At 48.6% G+C, this 19,397-nt stretch carries 17 protein-coding genes and 2 pseudogenes; 12 read left to right on the top strand and 7 right to left on the bottom strand.

Features of this window, described 5'->3' with window-relative positions; translation table 11 throughout:
• Nucleotides 1-122 precede the first annotated feature (122 nt).
• The gene (gene cadR, locus BFR57_RS11110) at nucleotides 123-530 is read right to left on the bottom strand and encodes a Cd(II)/Pb(II)-responsive transcriptional regulator (RefSeq protein ID WP_071464066.1); all 408 of its coding nucleotides are present in this window, start codon (nucleotides 528-530) and stop codon (nucleotides 123-125) included.
• A 95-nt stretch (nucleotides 531-625) separates the two neighbouring features.
• Between cadR (BFR57_RS11110) and BFR57_RS11105 the strand changes: the two genes are divergently transcribed.
• The 4 genes and pseudogenes from BFR57_RS11105 (at nucleotide 626) to BFR57_RS11090 (ending at nucleotide 3,831) form a co-directional block, all read left to right on the top strand.
• Nucleotides 626-1,522, top strand: a complete 897-nt coding sequence (locus BFR57_RS11105) for a cation transporter (RefSeq protein WP_004574643.1) — start codon at nucleotides 626-628, stop codon at nucleotides 1,520-1,522.
• A 3-nt stretch (nucleotides 1,523-1,525) separates the two neighbouring features.
• Complete coding sequence (gene lspA / locus BFR57_RS11100) at nucleotides 1,526-2,038, top strand: signal peptidase II (RefSeq protein ID WP_071464065.1); 513 nt, start codon at nucleotides 1,526-1,528, stop codon at nucleotides 2,036-2,038.
• Nucleotides 2,039-2,059: 21 nt separating this feature from the next.
• Nucleotides 2,060-3,349, top strand: coding sequence for an ISL3-like element ISPpu12 family transposase (locus BFR57_RS11095; RefSeq protein ID WP_071464064.1), 1,290 nt, complete (start codon nucleotides 2,060-2,062; stop codon nucleotides 3,347-3,349).
• 73 nt (nucleotides 3,350-3,422) lie between these two features.
• Nucleotides 3,423-3,831, top strand: a pseudogene (locus BFR57_RS11090) (MerR family DNA-binding protein).
• A gap of 51 nt (nucleotides 3,832-3,882) precedes the next feature.
• Here the strand turns inward: BFR57_RS11090 and BFR57_RS11085 are convergent.
• The 5 genes from BFR57_RS11085 to BFR57_RS11065 form a co-directional block, all read right to left on the bottom strand.
• Nucleotides 3,883-4,218: a YnfA family protein gene (locus BFR57_RS11085; protein ID WP_011234879.1), complete on the bottom strand. Its 336-nt coding sequence runs from the start codon at nucleotides 4,216-4,218 to the stop codon at nucleotides 3,883-3,885.
• A 2-nt stretch (nucleotides 4,219-4,220) separates the two neighbouring features.
• Nucleotides 4,221-5,108 carry a cation diffusion facilitator family transporter gene (locus BFR57_RS11080; RefSeq protein WP_071464063.1) on the bottom strand — a complete coding sequence of 296 codons (888 nt, stop codon included), beginning with the start codon at nucleotides 5,106-5,108 and terminating at the stop codon, nucleotides 4,221-4,223.
• 62 nt (nucleotides 5,109-5,170) lie between these two features.
• Entirely contained in the window at nucleotides 5,171-8,368 is a 3,198-nt protein-coding gene (locus BFR57_RS11075) for a CusA/CzcA family heavy metal efflux RND transporter (RefSeq protein ID WP_071464062.1), read from the bottom strand.
• Nucleotides 8,369-8,379: 11 nt separating this feature from the next.
• On the bottom strand, nucleotides 8,380-9,525 hold the full coding sequence (locus BFR57_RS11070; protein WP_071464061.1) for an efflux RND transporter periplasmic adaptor subunit: 1,146 nt from the start codon (nucleotides 9,523-9,525) through the stop codon (nucleotides 8,380-8,382).
• Nucleotides 9,526-9,528: 3 nt separating this feature from the next.
• Nucleotides 9,529-10,779 (bottom strand): TolC family protein, encoded by a 1,251-nt coding sequence (locus BFR57_RS11065; RefSeq protein WP_071464060.1) that lies wholly within the window; start codon nucleotides 10,777-10,779, stop codon nucleotides 9,529-9,531.
• A 211-nt stretch (nucleotides 10,780-10,990) separates the two neighbouring features.
• Here BFR57_RS11065 and BFR57_RS11060 point away from each other — a divergent pair, with 211 nt between their 5' ends.
• Entirely contained in the window at nucleotides 10,991-11,176 is a 186-nt protein-coding gene (locus BFR57_RS11060) for a hypothetical protein (protein WP_034733748.1), read from the top strand.
• A 186-nt stretch (nucleotides 11,177-11,362) separates the two neighbouring features.
• On the opposite strand, the gene cadR (BFR57_RS12760) is transcribed toward BFR57_RS11060, so the two are convergent.
• Nucleotides 11,363-11,782 carry a Cd(II)/Pb(II)-responsive transcriptional regulator gene (gene cadR / locus BFR57_RS12760; protein ID WP_074668950.1) on the bottom strand — a complete coding sequence of 140 codons (420 nt, stop codon included), beginning with the start codon at nucleotides 11,780-11,782 and terminating at the stop codon, nucleotides 11,363-11,365.
• Between the two features lie 169 nt (nucleotides 11,783-11,951).
• On the opposite strand from cadR (BFR57_RS12760), the gene BFR57_RS11055 reads away from it, so the two are divergent.
• The 7 genes and pseudogenes from BFR57_RS11055 to BFR57_RS12755 form a co-directional block, all read left to right on the top strand.
• Nucleotides 11,952-12,755, top strand: coding sequence for a cation transporter (locus tag BFR57_RS11055; protein WP_083405129.1), 804 nt, complete (start codon nucleotides 11,952-11,954; stop codon nucleotides 12,753-12,755).
• Complete coding sequence (gene lspA, locus BFR57_RS11050) at nucleotides 12,756-13,259, top strand: signal peptidase II (protein ID WP_034818150.1); 504 nt, start codon at nucleotides 12,756-12,758, stop codon at nucleotides 13,257-13,259.
• A 75-nt stretch (nucleotides 13,260-13,334) separates the two neighbouring features.
• On the top strand, nucleotides 13,335-13,658 hold the full coding sequence (locus BFR57_RS11045; RefSeq protein WP_006955685.1) for a hypothetical protein: 324 nt from the start codon (nucleotides 13,335-13,337) through the stop codon (nucleotides 13,656-13,658).
• 47 nt (nucleotides 13,659-13,705) lie between these two features.
• Nucleotides 13,706-14,953, top strand: a complete 1,248-nt coding sequence (locus BFR57_RS11040; RefSeq protein ID WP_071464058.1) for a TolC family protein — start codon at nucleotides 13,706-13,708, stop codon at nucleotides 14,951-14,953.
• Entirely contained in the window at nucleotides 14,950-15,852 is a 903-nt protein-coding gene (locus BFR57_RS11035) for an efflux RND transporter periplasmic adaptor subunit (protein WP_071464057.1), read from the top strand. The genes BFR57_RS11040 and BFR57_RS11035 overlap by 4 nt, the downstream gene beginning before the upstream one ends.
• A gap of 12 nt (nucleotides 15,853-15,864) precedes the next feature.
• Entirely contained in the window at nucleotides 15,865-18,996 is a 3,132-nt protein-coding gene (locus BFR57_RS11030; RefSeq protein WP_071464056.1) for a CusA/CzcA family heavy metal efflux RND transporter, read from the top strand.
• Nucleotides 18,997-19,288: 292 nt separating this feature from the next.
• Nucleotides 19,289-19,393, top strand: a pseudogene (locus tag BFR57_RS12755) (site-specific integrase); the annotation flags it as partial.
• Nucleotides 19,394-19,397: the final 4 nt, after the last annotated feature.

The raw sequence follows: 19,397 nt of genomic DNA, 5'->3' as shown, positions 1-19,397 counted from the left end.
TATTTTAAATTTTGAAAAACTGGACAACTTTTTTTGGGTAAGCGGATTAAATGGTTGATCTTACCTTTGCATGAGAGTGAGACAGACCGGCATCTCATCGGATTATCTGGTTGATGCTTCACCTACTGCTGGTGCATTTTTCCTTCGCTAATTCCAGCAAGAACCCCACACGCCTCAACTTCCCGGTCATCGTTGCAACTCGCTCTCAGTGAAACGAGTTGTTTCTCAAGCGCTTGCAGAGCGGTTATCTGCGACCGCACATGAGAGATGTGATCATCGAGCAAGGCGTTGACGGCGGTACAAGGCTGATGAGGGTCGTCCTGATAGCTCTGTAGTTCGTGAATCTCAGCCAGTGACAGGCCCAGGATTCTGCAGCGACGGATGAAGGCCAGCCCCTCACCATGCTTCTCGGTATAGACACGGTAACCGTTGTCCTGCCGATCAGGCGGCGGCAACAAGCCCTGCTGTTCATAGAAGCGGATCGTCTGTGTTTCGACCCCTACCAACTGCGCCAACTGACCAATGCGCATCAGCCTCCTCCCCAACGGATTCTTTACTCTATTGACCTTATAGTAGCTTTATAGTTTAAAATGGTACCACAACATTGTTCAAGTGGAGTCGTATCATGAGCAAATCCTGTGGTGGCGCCTGTGGCGGTGATGCAACGTCCGCAGCGGATACCGATATACAGGCCTCCTCCGAGGCGCCAGGGAGATGGGTCAGTGTTTATGCCGTGCCGAAGATGGACTGTCCATCAGAAGAACGAATGATTCGCCTAGCCCTGAACGGCTTTGAGGAGATTCGGGCGCTGTCCTTCGACTTGTCGAACCGCCGGCTGAAGGTCGTGCATGACGGCGAGGTCGAGCCCGTCACCTCGAAACTGAAGACCTTGGGGCTAGGCGCCTCGCTTCAGGAAACCGTCGCTGCAAATCCGGAGACCATCAAGGCCGCCGAGTTTTCGGCAGCTTCTGCTAAGCAAGAATCCGGGACCCTGCGCTGGTTGCTCGGCATCAATGCACTTCTGTTCGTGGTGGAAATGACTGCCGGTCTGATCGCCCAGTCCACCGGCCTGATTGGAGAATCCCTGGACAATTTTGCCGATGCGGCGGTGTACGGGCTTGCCCTTTATGCGGTTGGACATAGCGTGAAAATGCAGGTACGTGCCGCGCATCTTGCTGGTGTACTGCAACTGATCTTGGCTGTGGGCGTGCTCGTAGAGGTGGTGAGACGCTTTGTATTCGGTAGTGAGCCTGAATCGCTGGTGATGATGGCTATTGCATTCGTCGCACTGATTGCCAATACCAGTTGTCTGCTGCTCATATCCAAACATCGGGAAGGCGGGGCGCACATGAAGGCAAGCTGGATATTCTCGGCCAACGACGTGGTGATCAACCTGGGGGTCATCACCGCCGGCGCCCTGGTCGCGTGGACCGGTTCCAATTATCCGGATCTGATTATCGGCACCATCGCGGGGGGCATTGTACTTAACGGTGCCAGACGCATTTTGGCGTTGAAGGGTTAAATAATGCTCATTATTGGCAAAAAGCTCTCGCCGTATGCCCTATTGTCCATATCGGGCCTGCTGGCAGCGTCTGATCAGGCTGTAAAGTGGCTGGTGCAGCAATCAATGGCCTATGGCGAGTATGTTTCGGTGACCCCGTTCTTTAACTGGGTGCACCTATGGAACACCGGTGCCGCATTCAGTCTTTTTGCGAATCGTGGAGGCTGGCAGCGCTACTTTTTTATCGGAATCGCGGTAATGGTCTCGATTTTTCTGATCAAGCTGATCCTTGAAAATCGTCATAAAGGAGAAGCCATCGCTTACAGTCTTATCCTCGGTGGCGCCATGGGCAACCTGATTGACCGGGTCTTTCGCGGCTATGTTGTGGATTCCTTTGATTTCTATTGGCGAGACTGGCATTGGCCGGCCTTCAACCTGGCTGATATTGCAATTGTCCTCGGTGCCTTACTTTTCGTTTCCAGCAGCTTGTTGGGTAAAAAAGCAAACACCAATGCCGAGCCGGATGGATCTGACTGACACCTACGCCTATACAACACCATGACCGAACTTCCCGACAACATCCTTCACCTGCCGCAATACCAAGTACTGGGCTGCAAATCAACCGACGACGAAATGCACTTCCAGGTGGACGTGCCCGATCCCATCGCCTGCGAGGAATGCGGCGTGCAGGGTGAGTTCGTACGGTTCGGCAAGCGTGACGTTCCCTATCGTGATCTGCCCATCCACGGCAAGCGGGTCACTCTCTGGGTGGTCCGCCGCCGATACACCTGCCGGGCCTGCAAGACAACATTCAGGCCCCAGCTACCGGAGATGGTGGACGGATTCCGTATGACACTGCGGCTGCATGAGTACGTGGAGAAGGAATCCTTCAACCACCCCTACACCTTTGTGGCGGCACAGACCGGCCTGGACGAGAAGACGGTGCGCGACATCTTCAACGCCCGCGCCGAGTTCCTGGGGCGCTGGCACCGCTTCGAGACGCCCCGCATCCTGGGCATTGACGAGCTATACCTGAACAAGCGCTACCGCTGCATTCTGACCAACATTGAGGAGCGACCCCTGCTCGACCTGCTGGCCACCCGCCGCCAGGACGTGGTGACCAACTACCTGATGAAGCTGAAAGACCGGCAGAAGGTCGAGATCGTCAGCATGGACACGTGGAACCCCTACCGGGCAGCGGTCAAGGCTGTGCTGCCCCAGGCCCGTATCGTGGTCGATAAGTTCCATGTGGTGCGCATGGCCAACGATGCCCTAGAGAGAGTGCGCAAGGGCCTCAGAAAGGAGCTGAAACCGTCCCAGAGCCGGACTCTCAAGGGAGACCGGAAAATCCTGCTGAAACGCGCTCACGAAGTCTCAGACCGGGAGCGCCTCATCATGGAGACCTGGACAGGCGCGTTCCCGCAACTGCTGGCCGCCTACGAGCACAAGGAGCGCTTCTACGGCATCTGGGACGCCACCACACGGCTCCAGGCAGAAGCCGCCCTGGACGAGTGGATAGCCACCATCCCGAAGGGCCAAAAGGAAGTCTGGAGCGATCTGGTCAGGGCAGTGGGAAACTGGCGCGAAGAGACCATGACCTACTTCGAGACGGACATGCCCGTCACCAACGCTTACACGGAGTCCATCAACCGACTGGCCAAGGACAAGAACCGTGAAGGGCGCGGTTACTCCTTCGAGGTGATGCGGGCACGAATGCTCTACACCACGAAGCACAAGAAGAAGGCACCGACTGCGAAGGTCTCTCCTTTCTACAAGAAAACCATCGGTTACGGACTGCCGGACTTCGCAGAGGAACTCAACTACGGAGTCGATCTATCAACCATCTGAGGGTGGTATCAGATTGATGGGGTGAAGGTGCCCCATCAACCATTAAATCCGTATACCCAAAAAACGCAACGTAATGACAATTGGCACGCTGGCCAAAACAGCCGGCGTGGGCGTGGAAACGGTGCCGAGGGCTAATGAGCGAGCCGGAGAAGCCGTATGGGGGGATCCGACATTACGACGAACAAGCGCTTGCTCGGCTTCATTTTATTCGCGCGTCTCAATGGCTCGGATTTAGTCTGGATGAAATTGGTGAGCTATTAACTCTGCAAGATGGCGCTCATTGCGATGAAGCACGGGAGCTTGGAGAGCAAAAGCTCACCAGTGTTCGTCGAAAGATATCGCACTTACAGCAAATTGAACGAGCGTTGAATGAGCTGGTGCAAAAATGCAGCGCCGGACAAGGAGATGTCTATTGTCCACTGATGGCCTCGCTTAATGACGGGGTTGAGGACGCTACCACGGACAAACATAAGGTGCGTTAGTCTGTGTAGTAAAACTTTTGAGCGGAGTTCTTTAACTGAATTGCTTTATAGCTAACGCCAGCCATACACAAGAATCCCCATACCGGTTAGCACAAACGCCGTGCCAATCAGGTCGAAATTGGATAGTGGCGATTTATCGACAATTCGCAGCCACACTATGGCGGTTAACACGTAAATACCGCCGTAGGCTGCGTAAACGCGTCCGCTTTCCGCCGGATGAAGTGTTAACAAGTAAGCAAATAAGGCTAAGCTCACTGCTGCCGGAATGAGCAACCAAACCGAATGGCCCTCTTTGAGCCATAGGTAGGGTAAATAGCATCCGACAATTTCAGCAATTGCGGTTGCGATAAATAACCCGAGTGTTTTCATTAAAAATAATGCACTCATTATCAGTTGTCCCTACAGGCTTCATCAGGATCTTCTAGTTCTACCGTTGTATGGCTTAAAGCATAGGGCGCAAGGACGTCATCGATGCGCTGTTTTAAATCGCTACGGGCCTCGATATCAAGGTTTTTAGATAACACCAAATGAACGGTTAATACATGCTCCTCGCCATCTAGTGACCAAAAATGCAGATGGTGTAGGTCAGCGACATGAGGTAGCTCCAGTAAAGCGTCCGCGACTTGTTTGTAGGTTTTTTTGTCTGGCGTGGCCTGTATGAAGAGTTTCAGTGTTGCCCACAGGTTGCGTAGTACATTCACTAAAATAAATAGAGTAAAGCCAATCGACAATATAGGGTCGAGAATCGGCCAGTCTACGAACAGCAAAACAATACCAACGATAAGTACAGCAACCCAGCCGAAAACATCCTCCAGCAAGTGCCAGTTAATAACGCGTTCGTTTAACGTTTTGCCCTCTGACAATTTGTAAGCAGCAAATCCATTAACTGTAATGCCAACGACGGCTAAAGCAATCATGCCATCAGCGACGGGCATCTGAGGGTTCCAGAGTCTGGGAATTGCTTCCACAAGTACCCAGGCAGAGCCTGCGATTAACACAACGGCATTAATAAATGCACCGGCAAGATTCAGTCTTTTATAACCGTAGGTAAAGTGTTGGTTAGCCTGTTTTTTGCCAAGTTTATTTAGTATCCACGCGAGACCTAACGACAGGCTATCGCCAAGATCATGAACGGCATCAGCTAAAATGGCGGTACTGTTGGTAAGAAAACCACCAATGAACTCAATAATGGTAAAAACAAAGTTAAGCAGGAATGCCCAACCTAATCGGTTGGACGGCATGTCCTTTGAGTGATCATGGTTATGGTGATGTCCCATAATACGTTCCTCTTTTAATAAAAGGGGGCGACAATAACCGCCCCCTTAAATGCTATTGAACCCTAACGGCTCAGATCCTTAATTTTTTGTTTCGAAAACCAAGGATAGAGCACGGGTAAGATAACCAATGTCAGCAGAGTAGCTGATACCAAACCACCAACAATGACGGTAGCCAGTGGGCGTTGAATTTCAGCCCCTGCACCGGTTGCAAACAGCATGGGAATGAGTCCTAACGCTGAGGTTATTGCTGTCATTAATACCGGGCGTAGTCGCGACCATGCGCCATCAAACACGGCATCATTAACTGAATGCCCATCGGTTATTCGCTGGTTTATACTTTCGACCAGAACCACACCGTTGAGTACCGCCACACCAAACAGTGTGATGAAACCCACGGCGCTGGGCACCGATAAGTACTGTCCTGACACATAGAGCGCCACAATACCACCGATGACGGCCAACGGTACATTCACCAAGATCAACATGGCTTGACCCATGGTGCCGAAAGCAAAATAAAGCAGCAGGGCGATGAGTGCCAGTGATATGGGCACAACAATGGATAAGCGCTCCTGTGCGCGTTGTTGACTTTCGAACTGGCCACCAATGTCGACTGAGTAACCGGTTGGTAAATCCACCTTCTCGTCAATCGTCTTCCGAATATCGGCCACCACGCTGCCCATGTCACGACCCTGAACGTTCGATTGAATCACAACGCGACGCTGTACATCATCACGACGGATTTGTGGTGGTCCTGATTCAATCGCAACGTTGGCGACTTCGCCTAAGGTTACCCAGGCCCCCGAGGGAGTTAACAGGCGTAACGAGCGAATAGACTCCGGCGTATCGCGGAATTGCTTGGCCAACCGCACGTAAATATCATAGCGCTCATTACCGCGAATGATCTGGCCTGCCGAAGCGCCACCCAAGCCATTGTCGACAACGCTAAGTACATCGGAGACATTTAAGCCGTAGCGTGAGAGTTGTTGACGTTTCGGAGAAACCACCAGTTGTGCTTCACCTTTTATTTGCTCCATCGCTACAGCAACCGCCCCGTCAACTTGCTTGACGGCACTTTCTATTTCCTGGCCTTTACGGGCCAGCACGTCAAGCTCGGGTCCAAATAGTTTGATGGCTAGCTGCGATTTTACACCTGAGAGCAGTTCATCAACCCGTGTTGCAATAGGTTGTGAAAAATTAAACAACAAGCCTGGGTGAGCATCGAGTTTTGCCTCCATTTTTTCTTGTAAGGCGTAGCGATCGGATGCCGTTGTCCATTCGGATTGCGGCTTAAGGCCCACATATATCTCGATGTTGCTGATAGGCTCTGGATCGCCGCCCACTTCAGCTCGTCCAATGCGGCTGAGTGCGTAGGTGGTTTCCGGGAACGACATCAGGATTTTTTCAAGCTTCGGAGCCACCTCTAAGGCCGTTTCAAGGTTAGAGGAGGGGGCTAATGTCACGCGAATATTAATCGTGCCTTCTTCCAATTCGGGCGCAAATTCTGTGCCGAGACGAGGCACTAACACCAAAGCGCCGACAAACAGCACACCGGCCAGGGTAATAACAGCCTTTTTACTGCGTAACGCCACCGATAATAGTCTTTTATAACCATTATCTAGTGGTTTAAGCAGTTTATTTTCACGAGGCTTAATACCCCGACTGAAAAAGTAACTGGCTAATGCCGGTACAACCATGATGGCCACAAAAACCGCGGAGATAATGGCCAACATAATACTGATAGCCATGGGCTCAAATAATTTAGCTTCAACACCCTGAAAACTAAACAGTGGCATAAAGACCACCAAGATAATCATGGCGGCAAAGAATACCGGTCGTGCCACTTCGTTCGCCGCTTCCTTAACTCGCAGCTTGATACCATGGCTATCGAGTTTGGCTGCCTGAGGATCTGGGTCGCGGTGCTCTGTGCGTTGCTCGGCGTCGTCTTGGTGTTCACTATCCGGACGACTTAAGTGCTTAAAGATGTTTTCAACCATCACCACGGAGCCGTCGACCAGCATACCAATGGCAACAGCAATCCCGCCCAGCGACATCAGGTTAGCTGACATGCCCATCGCGGACATTACCATCAGGGCAATGGCGATAGAAACGGGAATGGACAGTAACACTAAAAAAGTAGCGCGTATGTTGAGCAAAAACAGTGCTAATACTGCGATAATAAAGACAAAGGCAATGAGCAGTGAATACGCGACTGTAGATACGGCTTTTTGTATTAAATCGGCCTGATCATAATACGGCTCAAAGGTGACACCCTCGGGTAATGCTTGCTGAATAAGCGGAATGCGCTTTTTAATACCGTCGATAGTGGCTTTGGTATTCGAGCCCATGCGTTTGAGCACAATACCCGATACCACTTCGCCCAGCTGGTTGACCTCGCCGTCGACTTTACGCGACATTGAGACCGCCCCCTGGCGAATTTCACTACCGATTTCGACGTCGGCAACCTGGCCCAGTGTTACGGAAACGCCGTCAACGGTTTTGAGCGGTATTTGTCGTATTTGTTGCAGGCCTTTTTTACCGCTATCCAACCAACCGGTGCCGCGAATAACCAACTGCTCCTGACCGCGGGGCATATACCAACCACCAACGTTACCGTTATTCTTGTTGACCGCGCCCATTACGTCTTGCTGGGTAAGGTCGTAAGACAACAGCTTAGCGGGATTGAGGTTAACCTGATATTGCTTAACTTCGCCGCCAAAGGACAAGACTTCGGTAATTCCCTCAACGGGCATTAGTAGCAGTTTAACCACATAGTCGTTTAGACTGCGTAACTCCATACTGCTGACACCGGAGCCCGGTTCGGCAAGTAGCAGATACTGATAAACCTGGCCTAGGCCGGAGGAGTTAGGACCCATTTCGGGTGTACCTACGCCTTCGGGTATCAACTCCTTTGCCGCCTGCAGTCGTTCAAACACCAGTTGCCGGGCAAAGTAGATATCGACACTCTCGTCAAACACCACTGTAATGCCCGATAAACCTGTTTTTGAGATTGACCGAACTTCTTTGACGTCGGGCAGGGCATACATGACCGACTCTATCGGATAGGTAATCAGCTGCTCGACTTCGGTCGCTGCTAACCCGGGGGCCTCCGTATTTACCGTTACCTGAACGTTGGTAACATCGGGGAAGGCATCCAGATTAAGTTTGGGAATAACAAAAAATGACGCAATGCTGATGCTGAATAAAGCCAATACCAATAACAGGCGATTAGCGACAGCAAACTGAATAATGCGCTGAAACATACAACCTCCTGTTAGTGGTTATGTGGGTCAAAACCGCCTTTAGCGATTTGAGAGCGAACGAAAAACGCGCCGTTATCGACGTACTCTGTGCCTTCCTTAACGCCTCGAATGACTTTCCACGGACCTTTTTCATCAACCAATTCGACTTTCTTCGGTTCAAACTTTCCGGGTTCGTGCTCAATGAATATCTGCCAGTCACCATCAGATGCCCGCATTAAGGCTGAGTCCTTAACTGCAAGCACCGGTCCATCCGACTTGACTGAGAAATAAACATCCGCAAATAAACCAGGGTGTAATTGGTCCTTTTCGTTATTTACCGCAAGTCGTACCGTTCGGGTGCGGGTTTTATGGTCTATTGTGTGGCCTTCCTGAATGACTTTTGCCGCAAAGCGCTGATTGTCGACACTCACTGTAACAGGATCACCAAACTGCACATTAAGGTCAGCTGAGCCCGGTAGCCGAGCATTCACCCACAAGGTTTCTTCTTGCAGAACTTCAACCAAGTGGTTACCGGCATTGACTGGCTGACCCTGCTTGAAGTTATCGCTAACCACAATCCCGCCAATTTCTGAGGTCAGTTGGTATTCGCCGATAGGGTAGTCAGCTTTACTTAAACGCTTAATATCACTGGCTGACATACCAAATGCTTTGAGTTGCGCTTGCGCTGAGGTAAAGGCGTTTTTCGCTTCAACAAAGCGTTTTTCACCAACCGTTGACTCACCGAGTGACTGCACGCGTTGCCATTCGTTAAGTGTGACCAAATACTGACTTTGCGCCTCCGCCATGGTGGCGCTGAAGAGGGTGGCTAGTGGTTCACCTTTTTCGACGTGGTCGCCAATACTGACAAAACGTTTGAGAACGGTCGAATCGATGCGCGGACTCACGATATAGCTATTAAAGTCGTTAGCAACCACCTCGCCCGGAGCATAAACCGGGTATTCAATAACTTGAGTTTGCAAGGTTCGCGTGGTGATATCCGCCATGGACAGCTGCTTGCTGGATAGCTCCACGCCTGCACTTTCCTTATGTTCACCTTGCTCGTGTTTGCCTTTTTCCTTGTGGGTATCTTCTTTTTCGTCGTGTCCGTGTTCATCCTGCGCCATAACCGAAAAGCTCAGCGCAAGTGCTATTGCTGCGTATAAAGGTTTTACTGACATCGTTTACTCTCCAATCTCTGCGTTTGTTGGCTGGCTTAACGGCGATAACGTCAGCGCTTTACTGAGTTCGCCCGAACGGTACAACCATTCAATGGCGGCAAACCGATATTGTGTTTGCAGCGCTATCCCTGCAAATTGGCTATCGAGCTGCTGTTGCACAGCGGTGAGGTAGTCTGTGGTGGATAGGTCACCGGCGAGCCAGGACTGCTCAATCACCTGCATCGACTCATCCTGCCGAGATTGAAAGTCTTTTTGCCAGCTTTGCCACTGTTTTTTCACAAAACGATAATTGTTAAGAGATGATTTCAGTGCTGCTTGCCATTGTTGCCTTAGTGCAATCAAACGTTTTTCTTCAGCAACAGCTTCGCTATTGGCTGCGCGTACCGCATCGCTGTAGTTATTGCGAATCTGTAGTGGAATGCTGAATGATAAGCCAACTACTGTTTCGTTATCGCTCTCGCCCGCTTCGACGCCTATGGTTGGGTTGGCGGTGGTTAACGAGCGTTTCCAGTCGACATCGGCGCGCTTTAATTGCCATTGCAGGTAAGCGGCTTTTAACGCTGGATGTTGTTGCCAACGAGTCGTTAACGCAGGTTCAACGTTAAATAGCTCCTCATTAATGGAGAGTTGACCGACATCAGACGTTGTTAGCAGAGCGTTTAACTCTGCTTCAGCGGATTGCAGTTGTTGATAAGCCGCTGCCGCTTGTTGCAGTTGCCGACTTAGTGCGAGTACCGTCAGTTGTTCGTCGACGGCACCTAAGTCACCGGCTTTACGTCGTTCGGCAACCAGGCTTATCGCCTGTTTAACGATTTTCTCTTGCTGCTTGGCCAGTGCGTAACGCTGTTTTGCATCCAGCCATTGCACATAGGCATTCAACAGAGTTTTAGCATGCGATGTCGCCGACTGGCGATAAATACTCACTGCCATAGCCGTCATGGCGTCACTCTGACTGGCTCGTGCTTCATTGCGAGTGCTCCAGTCCAGCGTTTGGCTTAGGCCAACAGTGTAATTATTGATGTCACCCTCGCGCTCTAAACTTGACGATAAGCTAGGGTTGTACAAAGGCTGATTTAATTGTTTGCCCTGTTGGATCAGCGCTTCAGCCTGCTGTTGAGCGGCTTCAACACTGGGGTGTTGCTGCACAGTTTTTTGCCATTGCTCGGGCAACTGTTGTGCATTGGCGTAGCTTGAACTTATTGCCAGACTTACGGCAATAAACAAGCGTTTGCTATGTGTCGAAAACGGACCCATAGATAGACTCCTCAGTCATATTACTGCGTAAAATAATGATTTTTTTGCGCTGCTATAGCAGCTTATTAGACAGTTATGAGGAGATGGGAGGCCGGAACAGTGGTGATGACAGTGGATTAGTGTAGAACTGGGTGTACCCAGGGCGCATTGTTCCCATTCGTGGTAACGCGAGAGTTTTTTCAGTCTTCATGGCATATAAATGAAATGAGCCATGGCAGTGACAGCAGTGATGGCAGTCAAAGCTGATTTCTCCACTTTTAGGGAGATTGCGCTTATCGATGTGGGATTCGTCATGCTCAAAATTGAGGTGTTGCTCAGAAGAGGACTGGTGAGATTGATGCACATCAGCAACCGCCTGACTGATTTGAGTCAGAACAGCAACAAGCACCAGTATTAAAAATCCGAGTCTAAGCATCATTACCTACAGTTCTAAATAAGCAGCTTAACGGTACATTAATTAAAAATAGTTCTCAACTAGTGCATTCTGAATCGCCACTAGTTCACTAGACACTCAGTAGCCTAACGAAGCTCCGCTGGACAACCTTAAAAAATTGTGTAAGTACGTTGTGTAACCTCCGGAAATTTAGACGTCTCGGTTACAACTAACAGATTCTATTTCATCAATTTTATTAAGAATTGTACACGCAATAACTTTGCTTTGGCCAGTACAACTTGTTCTAATTGAAGTGAGTTGCTTCTCAAGATCTTGCAAAGAAGTAATTTGAGAGCGTATGTGCATTATGTGTTCATCAATCAGGGTATTAACGGCTGAGCAAGGTTGATGTGGATTGTCTTGATAATCTTGTAATCTGCGGGTTTCAGATAATGAAAGGCCTATAGCTCTGCAGCTACATACAAACTTAAGTCTTTTGTAATGTTTTTCAGTGTATACTCGATATCCGTTATAACTACGAGCTGGTAAAGGTAACAAACCCTTTTTTTCATAGAACCTTATTGTCTGGGTTTGAATTCCTAATAAGTCTGCTAGTTGACCAATACGCATAAGAAAATTTCCTATCTAGTTAAGTAATTTCTTGACCTTATAGTAACTTTATAGTTTTTAATTGTGAAACTATATATTTAAGGTAAGTAATACGATGGCTAGTTCCTTTGATACGGTTTGAACAAATGGCGACTCAAAAAATGCCTACGAAGAGTCAGGTAAACGGCTCATCGTTTACTCTGTAGCAAAAATGGATTGCCCATCAGAAGAACGAATGATTCGCTTGGCACTGAATGGGTTTGAGGAAATTCATTCATTATCCTTCGACTTGTCAAACCGTCGGCTGAAGGTATTACATGATGGTGAGACAGCCTTTATTACTTCTAAATTAGAGACTCTAGGTTTGGGTGCCTCGCTTGAAAGAGACACTGCTGCGGACTCCGAGGCAATCAAAGCTGAGGAGTTTTCGGCAAGTTCGGATAAGCAGGAGTCCCGCACCTTGTGTTGGTTGCTCACCATCAATACTCTTCTGTTCTTGGTGGAAATGACTGCCGGACTGCTTTGGCAGTCTGCTGGTTTGATTGGGGAATCTTTAGATAATTTTGCCGATGCGGCAGTTTACGGGCTTTCTCTTTATGCCGTAGCGCGTAGTGTTAATATGCAAATACGTGCTGCGCACCTAGCTGGCGTACTACAACTGGTTTTGGCTCTGGGTGTACTTGCAGAAGTTGTGAGACGCTTCGTATTCGGGAGTGAACCTGAGTCACTTGCGATGATGGGGATTGCATTTGTCGCGTTGATTGGCAATACCATCTGTCTTCTACTTATCTCCAAACATAGAGGAGGTGGTGCGCATATGAAAGCAAGTTGGATTTTTTCAGCTAATGATGTAGTGATTAACCTTGGCGTAATCATCGCTGGCATCCTCGTTGCGTTGACCGGGTCGAATTACCCAGATCTTATTATAGGTAGCATAGCAGGTTTAATCGTGCTTAACGGGTCAAGACGCATTTTTGCACTGAAGGGGAACTGAATGTCCTGCGTTGATAAAGGATTTTCGCCCTATATTTCTCTGTTAATTTCTGGTTTAACTGTAGTCCTTGACCAAGTGATCAAGTGGCAGACGCAGCAATCAATAGCTTACGGTGATTCGATTTCATTGACCCCTTTTTTCAATTGGGTACACACTTGGAACACTGGTGCGGCATTTGGCCTGCTTTCAAATGGTGGAGGTTGGCAGCGCTATTTTTTTATTGGGGTTGCTCTGCTAATGTCTGTGGCTTTAACGAGGTTGATCTTTAATAAAGTAAGTAAACGGGATGGCATTAGTTACGGGCTGATTCTTGGGGGGGCGGTTGGGAACCTCATTGACCGACTGTTTCGTGGCTATGTTGTCGACTCCCTTCATCTAGGTTGGCAAACGTGGCAATTGCCAGTTTTTAATATTGCCGATATTGCAATTACCCTAGGAGTTATCCTATTACTGTTAAGCAACTTGCAGGTCTCAATGATACCGAATCTACCGGGTTCTAAGTAAATAGTAAGTATAATAATTAATATGGCCGAGCTTATTTTGGATGGATTAGGAATTTATATTGAGTAGGGTAATTGAATGAAAATATCTTGGTTTTTAATACTGACTGTGCTCATTCATAGCTCTTTTGCCTGTGCTCCTGTGGCTGGTACTTTCAGTCAGTCTTCAATAAAGAGTGCAGGAGTTGCGTATGACTTAGTCTTAGAAATTGAGCGTGAAAATCAAGACTTAAATAAATCAATATATGATAGTAAACAACAAACACAACCTCATATTAGTTGCATTACTGGTTATAACCTCTTAATTTCAGCCGTGCCTGTTATTTTGGCACCCAACTCAAACTCGGTAGGTTTTGACCAAAGCCTGACTCACCAACCCCCTGTACCTCCACCAAACGCGTAACCGTTAACTTAGACTTTTTAAAACCTATAAGTTAATGGAGAAGCAACATGAAGTATTTATACTTCGTGGCAGCCTTTTGCTTAGGTGCGCTAGTGCCTGTGGCGACGGCTGCGACGACAGATTTAAAGCTGAAAGAAGCGTTACAAAAAACGATCAAGAATAACCCTGAGTTACTGGAGTATGATTATAAAATACGAGCTGCAGGAGCACTGATAGAGCAGGCTGAGTTTTCAGCGAACCCAAGGGTATCTGCGGAAATAGAAAACTTTGCCGGCTCAGGACGGCTAGAAGGTATCAGTAACTCACAATTGACCGTATCCTTTTCTCAGCTCATAGAGTTAGGGGACAAACGGCAGTTACGAGTTAAAGCTGCAACCGAAAAAGAGAAAGCTCAGCGAGCAGAGTTTGAGTATCGTCAAATTGAGGTTTTGGCAGAAACCACACAGCGTTTCTATGACATTTTAAAACTTCAGCAAGTCGCGCATACCAGCGAGCGTCAAATTCAGCGAACTGAGCGACTGATAAAAGTGGCACAGGAGCGTGTAGAAGCTGGCGCGGTGCCTAAATCCGAGGTTATTCGCATTAAATTACAGTTAGAGCGCCAATACGCTTTCTCTGACGAGTTGAACGGTAAACTGAAAAAGCAACAAGCTGAACTGGCTTCAATGTGGGCAGGCGAGCTCAATTTTACGCGCGTCTCTGGAGACTTTACTTTTCCGCTAAGCCTCCCGGAAAAAGCCAACGTGTTATCGGCTGTTAATCGGGCGCCGGAGTATTTGCGTTTACTGGACTCTGAGCAACTTCTACAAGCGCAAGCCAGAGCGTTAGCAGCGGACTCAAAGTCGGATATTACCGTTGGTGTCGGGGCTCGTTACAATAACGAGTTCGATGATGCCGGTCTAATTGTCCAGGCATCAATGCCATTGCAGTTCGCTGACCCTAACGTCGGTCGCATAAAGCAAAGCCGACTACTGCATCAGTCTAACCTAGCGCAGCAAAAAGTGGTTCGGCAGCAACTGAAGTCACTGGCTTTATCACTAGTGCATAGTTTGCAAACTCACCAAAGTTATCTGCAAAAGATAAACCAGCGACTGATGCCGCTATCTGAACAGTTACTCGCACAAACTCAACAGGGCTACGGGCGTGGAACGCATTCTTTGTTGCAAGTGTTAGACGCGCAAACAGAGTTAGCAAAACTCGAGTATGAAAAAATCTCCCGTCAACATGCGATTTACAGCGACATCATCGAATTAGAGCGCATGACCGGACAGCCGTTTTTAGGAGTACAACAATGAAACTCAACACATTGATTACAATTATCTGCATTGCCAGTTTTTCACTGCCCGCATTGGCTTATGAGAAAAAACACGAAGAGCATGAAGCACCCCATACCAATTTAAGTGATGCAGCAATAGAAAACGCGAAATTAACGTTGGCAACAGCGAGCGCTCAAAGCATTCGAGTAAAGCAAACAATTTTCGGTGTAATAGCCCCCAATAATAACAATATTGTGCATATCGGAGCGAAGTACAAAGGTATTGTTACGTCACTAAAGGCCAATATCGGCGATGCCATAAAAGCCGGGCAAACTCTGGCTGTTGTTGAGAATGTTACGACAGGCACGGCATTTGAAGTCATCAGCCCAATTAGCGGAGAGGTAACTGCACGTTTTACCAATGTTGGTGAAGTGGTTGAGCAAAAGCCATTATTTGAAGTCCTGGATCCATCATCGGTCTGGGTAGAGCTTTCAGCGTTCCCGGAGAACATTGAGTCGTTAGAAGAAGAGCAAACGACCTATGTGTACGACTTGCATCATCATAAAACCGTCGAAGGAACTGTGTCTTATATCTCGCCACAAATGACTGGCGGACATATTGCACGCGCACTTATCGAGTTGCCCAATCAGTCGGGGCATTGGCGACCGGGAATGCACGTAAAAGCGGATGTCGTTACAGACAGCTTTAACGCGAGCTTGGCGATAAACAATGATGCTGTTCAACGTTTAGAAGATAACCCCGTTGTTTTTATTAAAGAGGGTAATCGTTTCGAAGCCAGGGAAGTTGAGTTAGGCCGAACTGACGGTGAATACACCGAGGTGTTATCGGGTATTGAGAATGGCGAAAGTTATGTCGTTGAAAACAGCTACTTGATAAAGGCTGACATTCTAAAACAAGGCGCAGGCCACAGCCATTAGGGAGAGTAAACAATGATAGATGCACTCATTCGCTTTGCGGTTGATCGTCGATGGCTGGTGCTTGCCGCAACCTTGTTAGTAGCAGCTGCGGGCGTTTATAGCACATTAAAGCTACCCATCGATGCTGTGCCGGATATTACCAATGTTCAGGTACAGATAAATTCAGAAGCGCCAGGCTATTCGCCATTAGAAACCGAACAACGTATTTCTTATCCGGTGGAAACCGCGATGGCAGGTTTACCAAAGCTGGACTACACCCGCTCGATCTCACGCTATGGGTTGTCGCAAGTTACCGTGGTGTTTGAAGAGGGCACCGATATTTACTGGGCTAGACAGCAAATCAGTGAGCGATTGCAAAAGGTAAGGGGAGAAGTACCCGACGGTATCGAGCCGACGATGGGGCCAATAGCCTCCGGCCTTGGTGAAATTGTTAATTATGTAGTACGCGCGAAAGAGGGGGCTACCAATGCCGATGGCGAGGCGTATACGCCCGAGCAGTTGCGTACCATCCAGGATTGGATCATTAAGCCGCAACTGGTCAAGGTGCCCGGTGTTACCGAGATTAATAGTGTGGGGGGTTATGAAAAGCAATACCAGGTGGCTCCCATCCCCGGTCGTATGCTGGCCTATAAAGTGACCATGCAGGACCTTTTGGCAGCATTGGATCTTAACAATAGAAACGCTGGTGCCGGTTATATCGAGAAAAATGGTGAGCAATGGTTGGTGCGTTCGCCTGGACAGCTTAAGACACTTGACGATATTCGTGATGTGGTCGTGACAAAACGTGATGATGCACCGGTGCGCGTGAGTGACGTGGCTGAGGTCAAACTGGGAGAACAATTACGCACTGGCGCTTCAACCTCGGGCGAGAGCGAGGTGGTATTGGGCACGGCCATGATGCTTATCGGCGAAAACAGCCGTATTGTTGCACAGAATGTGGCCAATAAAATTGAGGAGGTGCAACGAAGCTTACCAGACGGTGTCGTCATCGAAACGGTTTATAACCGCACATCCTTAGTGGATAAAACCATTGCAACGGTAGAGAAAAATCTGTTTGAAGGTGCCGTGCTGGTTATTGTCGTGCTTTTCATTCTACTCGGAAATGCCCGTGCAGCACTGATTACCGCCTGTGTCATTCCGTTAAGTATGCTGTTTGCGGTAAGCGGCATGGTCGCCAACAAGGTGTCTGGTAATTTAATGAGCCTGGGCGCAATTGATTTTGGTATTATCGTCGATGGTGCGGTCATTGTGGTTGAAAACGCTTTGCGACGGCTTGGAATTGCACAGCAACGCTTAGGCCGGGTACTTACCACTAAAGAGCGCTTAATTGAAGTAACCCATAGTACACGTGAGGTCTTCAACCCAACGGTTTTTGGTGTACTGATTATCATGCTGGTCTACCTGCCAATATTTGCGTTAAGTGGCGTGGAAGGCAAGATGTTCCATCCCATGGCGTTTACGGTCGTAGCGGCGTTGTTAGGTGCGTTAATTTTCAGTGTTACCTTTGTACCCGCTGCTATTGCAATATTTGTCCGTGGCAATATTAAGCACAGCGAAAGCCGAATAATGCGAGCGGCCCGCAAAGTGTATCAGCCGGCTCTGCGGCAAACATTAAAGCTTCCAGTTGTCATTATTTTGCTTGGCTTTGGGTTATTTGCGGTATCACTGTTTCAGGCGAGTCGCATGGGAACTGAGTTTTTGCCACAGCTTGATGAAGGCGATATTGCCATGCAAGCCTTGCGCATTCCGGGGACTGGCTTGCAGCAGTCTATAGCAATGCAAAAAGATGTCGAGTCTGTGGTGTCACGCTTTGACGAAGTTAAACTGGTATTCTCAAAAATTGGTACCCCGGATGTTGCGACCGACCCGATGCCACCGAGCGTCGCTGATACCATTATTATTTTAAAGGAGCGTGAGGACTGGCTAAACCCAGAAAAAACCAAAGAGCAACTGGTTGCTGAAATACGAACTGCTGTGCAAGAGCTTCCCGGTAATAAGTACGAGTTCACTCAACCGATTGAAATGCGGTTTAACGAACTTATTGCAGGCGTTCGAGCTGACTTGGGGGTTCGTATTTATGGCGATGACTTGCAAACGCTTAAACGGTTAGGCGACTCAGCCGCGGCAGTCATTCGCACCGTTGATGGCGCTGCTGATGTTCGGGTTGAACAAATGACCGGTTTATCGACACTCTCAGTTATACCTAAGCGTGATCATTTAGCGTTATTAGGCCTAACAGTCGCTGATGTACAGCGAGCAGTTCAAGCTGCGGTTGGTGGAGTTCAGTCAGGGATTATTTACGAGGGGGATAAACGCTTCAAGCTAATGGTACGTCTCGACAAAGAATGGCGTAAGAGCATTGAACAGCTTAAATCACTGCCTATTGATCTGCCTGCCGGCAACCCTGAGCTGCGCTATGTGCCGTTGGGAGAGGTCGCCGAATTGAGTTTGGAAAGTGGACCGAACCAAATTAACCGAGAAAGCAGCAAACGCAATGTTATTGTGAGTGCGAATGTTGAAGATCGTGATTTGGGCTCTTTTGTGGCAGATGTTCAGGATGCGCTAACGACTGACGTTGATTTGCCAGCAGGTTATTGGGTTAACTACGACGGTACCTTTGAACAGCTGCAATCAGCTTCCCAACGGTTGAGTTTGGTTGTGCCATTAGCGCTGCTATTAATTATTGGCCTGCTATACAGTGCGTTTAATTCGCTGAGCAGTGCACTCGTCATATTCACAGGCGTTCCCTTAGCGCTGACCGGCGGGATATTCGCATTAGCGCTGCGTGATATGCCGCTATCAATTTCCGCTGCAGTCGGCTTCATTGCACTGTCGGGCGTGGCGGTTTTGAACGGCGTGGTCATGCTGACATTCATACGGCAACTGCTGCGCGACGGACTGCCATTGAAAGATGCGGTGTTTGAAGGCGCGCAACAGCGGTTAAGACCTGTACTGATGACTGCTCTCGTAGCTAGCCTGGGCTTTGTCCCTATGGCATTTAATACCGGTGTCGGCGCTGAGGTACAGCGACCACTGGCTACTGTGGTAATCGGCGGCATTGTCTCGTCGACATTATTGACTTTGGTGGTGCTGCCAGCGCTTTACTACTTAGTGCAGCGCTTCAATGGAACTGCAAAAGCCTAAGTGGAGGCCTTAGCTAATTGCAAAGCACGCCCCGACTTGGGCGTGCTTTTTTATTGCTATATCGATGAGGAAGGTAAGAAGTTTTTGGCGACTCAGTGCTTAGAGTTGTGTCGTTCAGGTAATACTGATGTGTAATATTCTTAAATATATATTATGCCGAGTGAGCCTCAATTGCTAATGTTCCCAAATTGCAATAACGGGAACAAGCAAACCCACTAAAAACGGGCTATTTCCCCTTTATACCCTCTTAAGTACTCAAAATCACGTTTTACAGCAAAAAAGGAACTAGACTATGGCCGAAGTACAAGCGGTTAAAGATCTGGATACCGTGAAGCTGATTAGCTACCTTCTCAAACGAACTTATGGTCAGCAAATTGCTGACGTTTGGGATGTGGGCTGTA

It is taken from the genome of Idiomarina sp. MD25a, assembly GCF_001870515.1.
Classification (GTDB): Bacteria; Pseudomonadota; Gammaproteobacteria; order Enterobacterales; family Alteromonadaceae; genus Idiomarina.
Note: the sequence above shows the minus strand (reverse complement) of the source record. Positions and strands in the feature narration are given on the sequence as shown.

What these genes read in the sequence shown, in the direction of transcription:
- BFR57_RS11070 (WP_071464061.1), bottom strand. Translation starts at nt 9,525, where the DNA reads ATGTCAGTAAAACCTTTATACGCAGCAATAGCACTTGCGCTGAGCTTT.
- BFR57_RS11060 (WP_034733748.1), top strand. Translation starts at nt 10,991, where the DNA reads ATGGCAGTGACAGCAGTGATGGCAGTCAAAGCTGATTTCTCCACTTTT.
- BFR57_RS11065 (WP_071464060.1), bottom strand. Translation starts at nt 10,779, where the DNA reads ATGGGTCCGTTTTCGACACATAGCAAACGCTTGTTTATTGCCGTAAGT.
- BFR57_RS11035 (WP_071464057.1), top strand. Translation starts at nt 14,950, where the DNA reads ATGAAACTCAACACATTGATTACAATTATCTGCATTGCCAGTTTTTCA.
- BFR57_RS11075 (WP_071464062.1), bottom strand. Translation starts at nt 8,368, where the DNA reads ATGTTTCAGCGCATTATTCAGTTTGCTGTCGCTAATCGCCTGTTATTG.
- BFR57_RS11045 (WP_006955685.1), top strand. Translation starts at nt 13,335, where the DNA reads ATGAAAATATCTTGGTTTTTAATACTGACTGTGCTCATTCATAGCTCT.
- BFR57_RS11095 (WP_071464064.1), top strand. Translation starts at nt 2,060, where the DNA reads ATGACCGAACTTCCCGACAACATCCTTCACCTGCCGCAATACCAAGTA.
- BFR57_RS11040 (WP_071464058.1), top strand. Translation starts at nt 13,706, where the DNA reads ATGAAGTATTTATACTTCGTGGCAGCCTTTTGCTTAGGTGCGCTAGTG.
- cadR (WP_071464066.1), bottom strand. Translation starts at nt 530, where the DNA reads ATGCGCATTGGTCAGTTGGCGCAGTTGGTAGGGGTCGAAACACAGACG.
- lspA (WP_071464065.1), top strand. Translation starts at nt 1,526, where the DNA reads ATGCTCATTATTGGCAAAAAGCTCTCGCCGTATGCCCTATTGTCCATA.
- cadR (WP_074668950.1), bottom strand. Translation starts at nt 11,782, where the DNA reads ATGCGTATTGGTCAACTAGCAGACTTATTAGGAATTCAAACCCAGACA.
- BFR57_RS11085 (WP_011234879.1), bottom strand. Translation starts at nt 4,218, where the DNA reads ATGAGTGCATTATTTTTAATGAAAACACTCGGGTTATTTATCGCAACC.
- BFR57_RS11030 (WP_071464056.1), top strand. Translation starts at nt 15,865, where the DNA reads ATGATAGATGCACTCATTCGCTTTGCGGTTGATCGTCGATGGCTGGTG.
- lspA (WP_034818150.1), top strand. Translation starts at nt 12,756, where the DNA reads ATGTCCTGCGTTGATAAAGGATTTTCGCCCTATATTTCTCTGTTAATT.
- BFR57_RS11105 (WP_004574643.1), top strand. Translation starts at nt 626, where the DNA reads ATGAGCAAATCCTGTGGTGGCGCCTGTGGCGGTGATGCAACGTCCGCA.
- BFR57_RS11080 (WP_071464063.1), bottom strand. Translation starts at nt 5,108, where the DNA reads ATGGGACATCACCATAACCATGATCACTCAAAGGACATGCCGTCCAAC.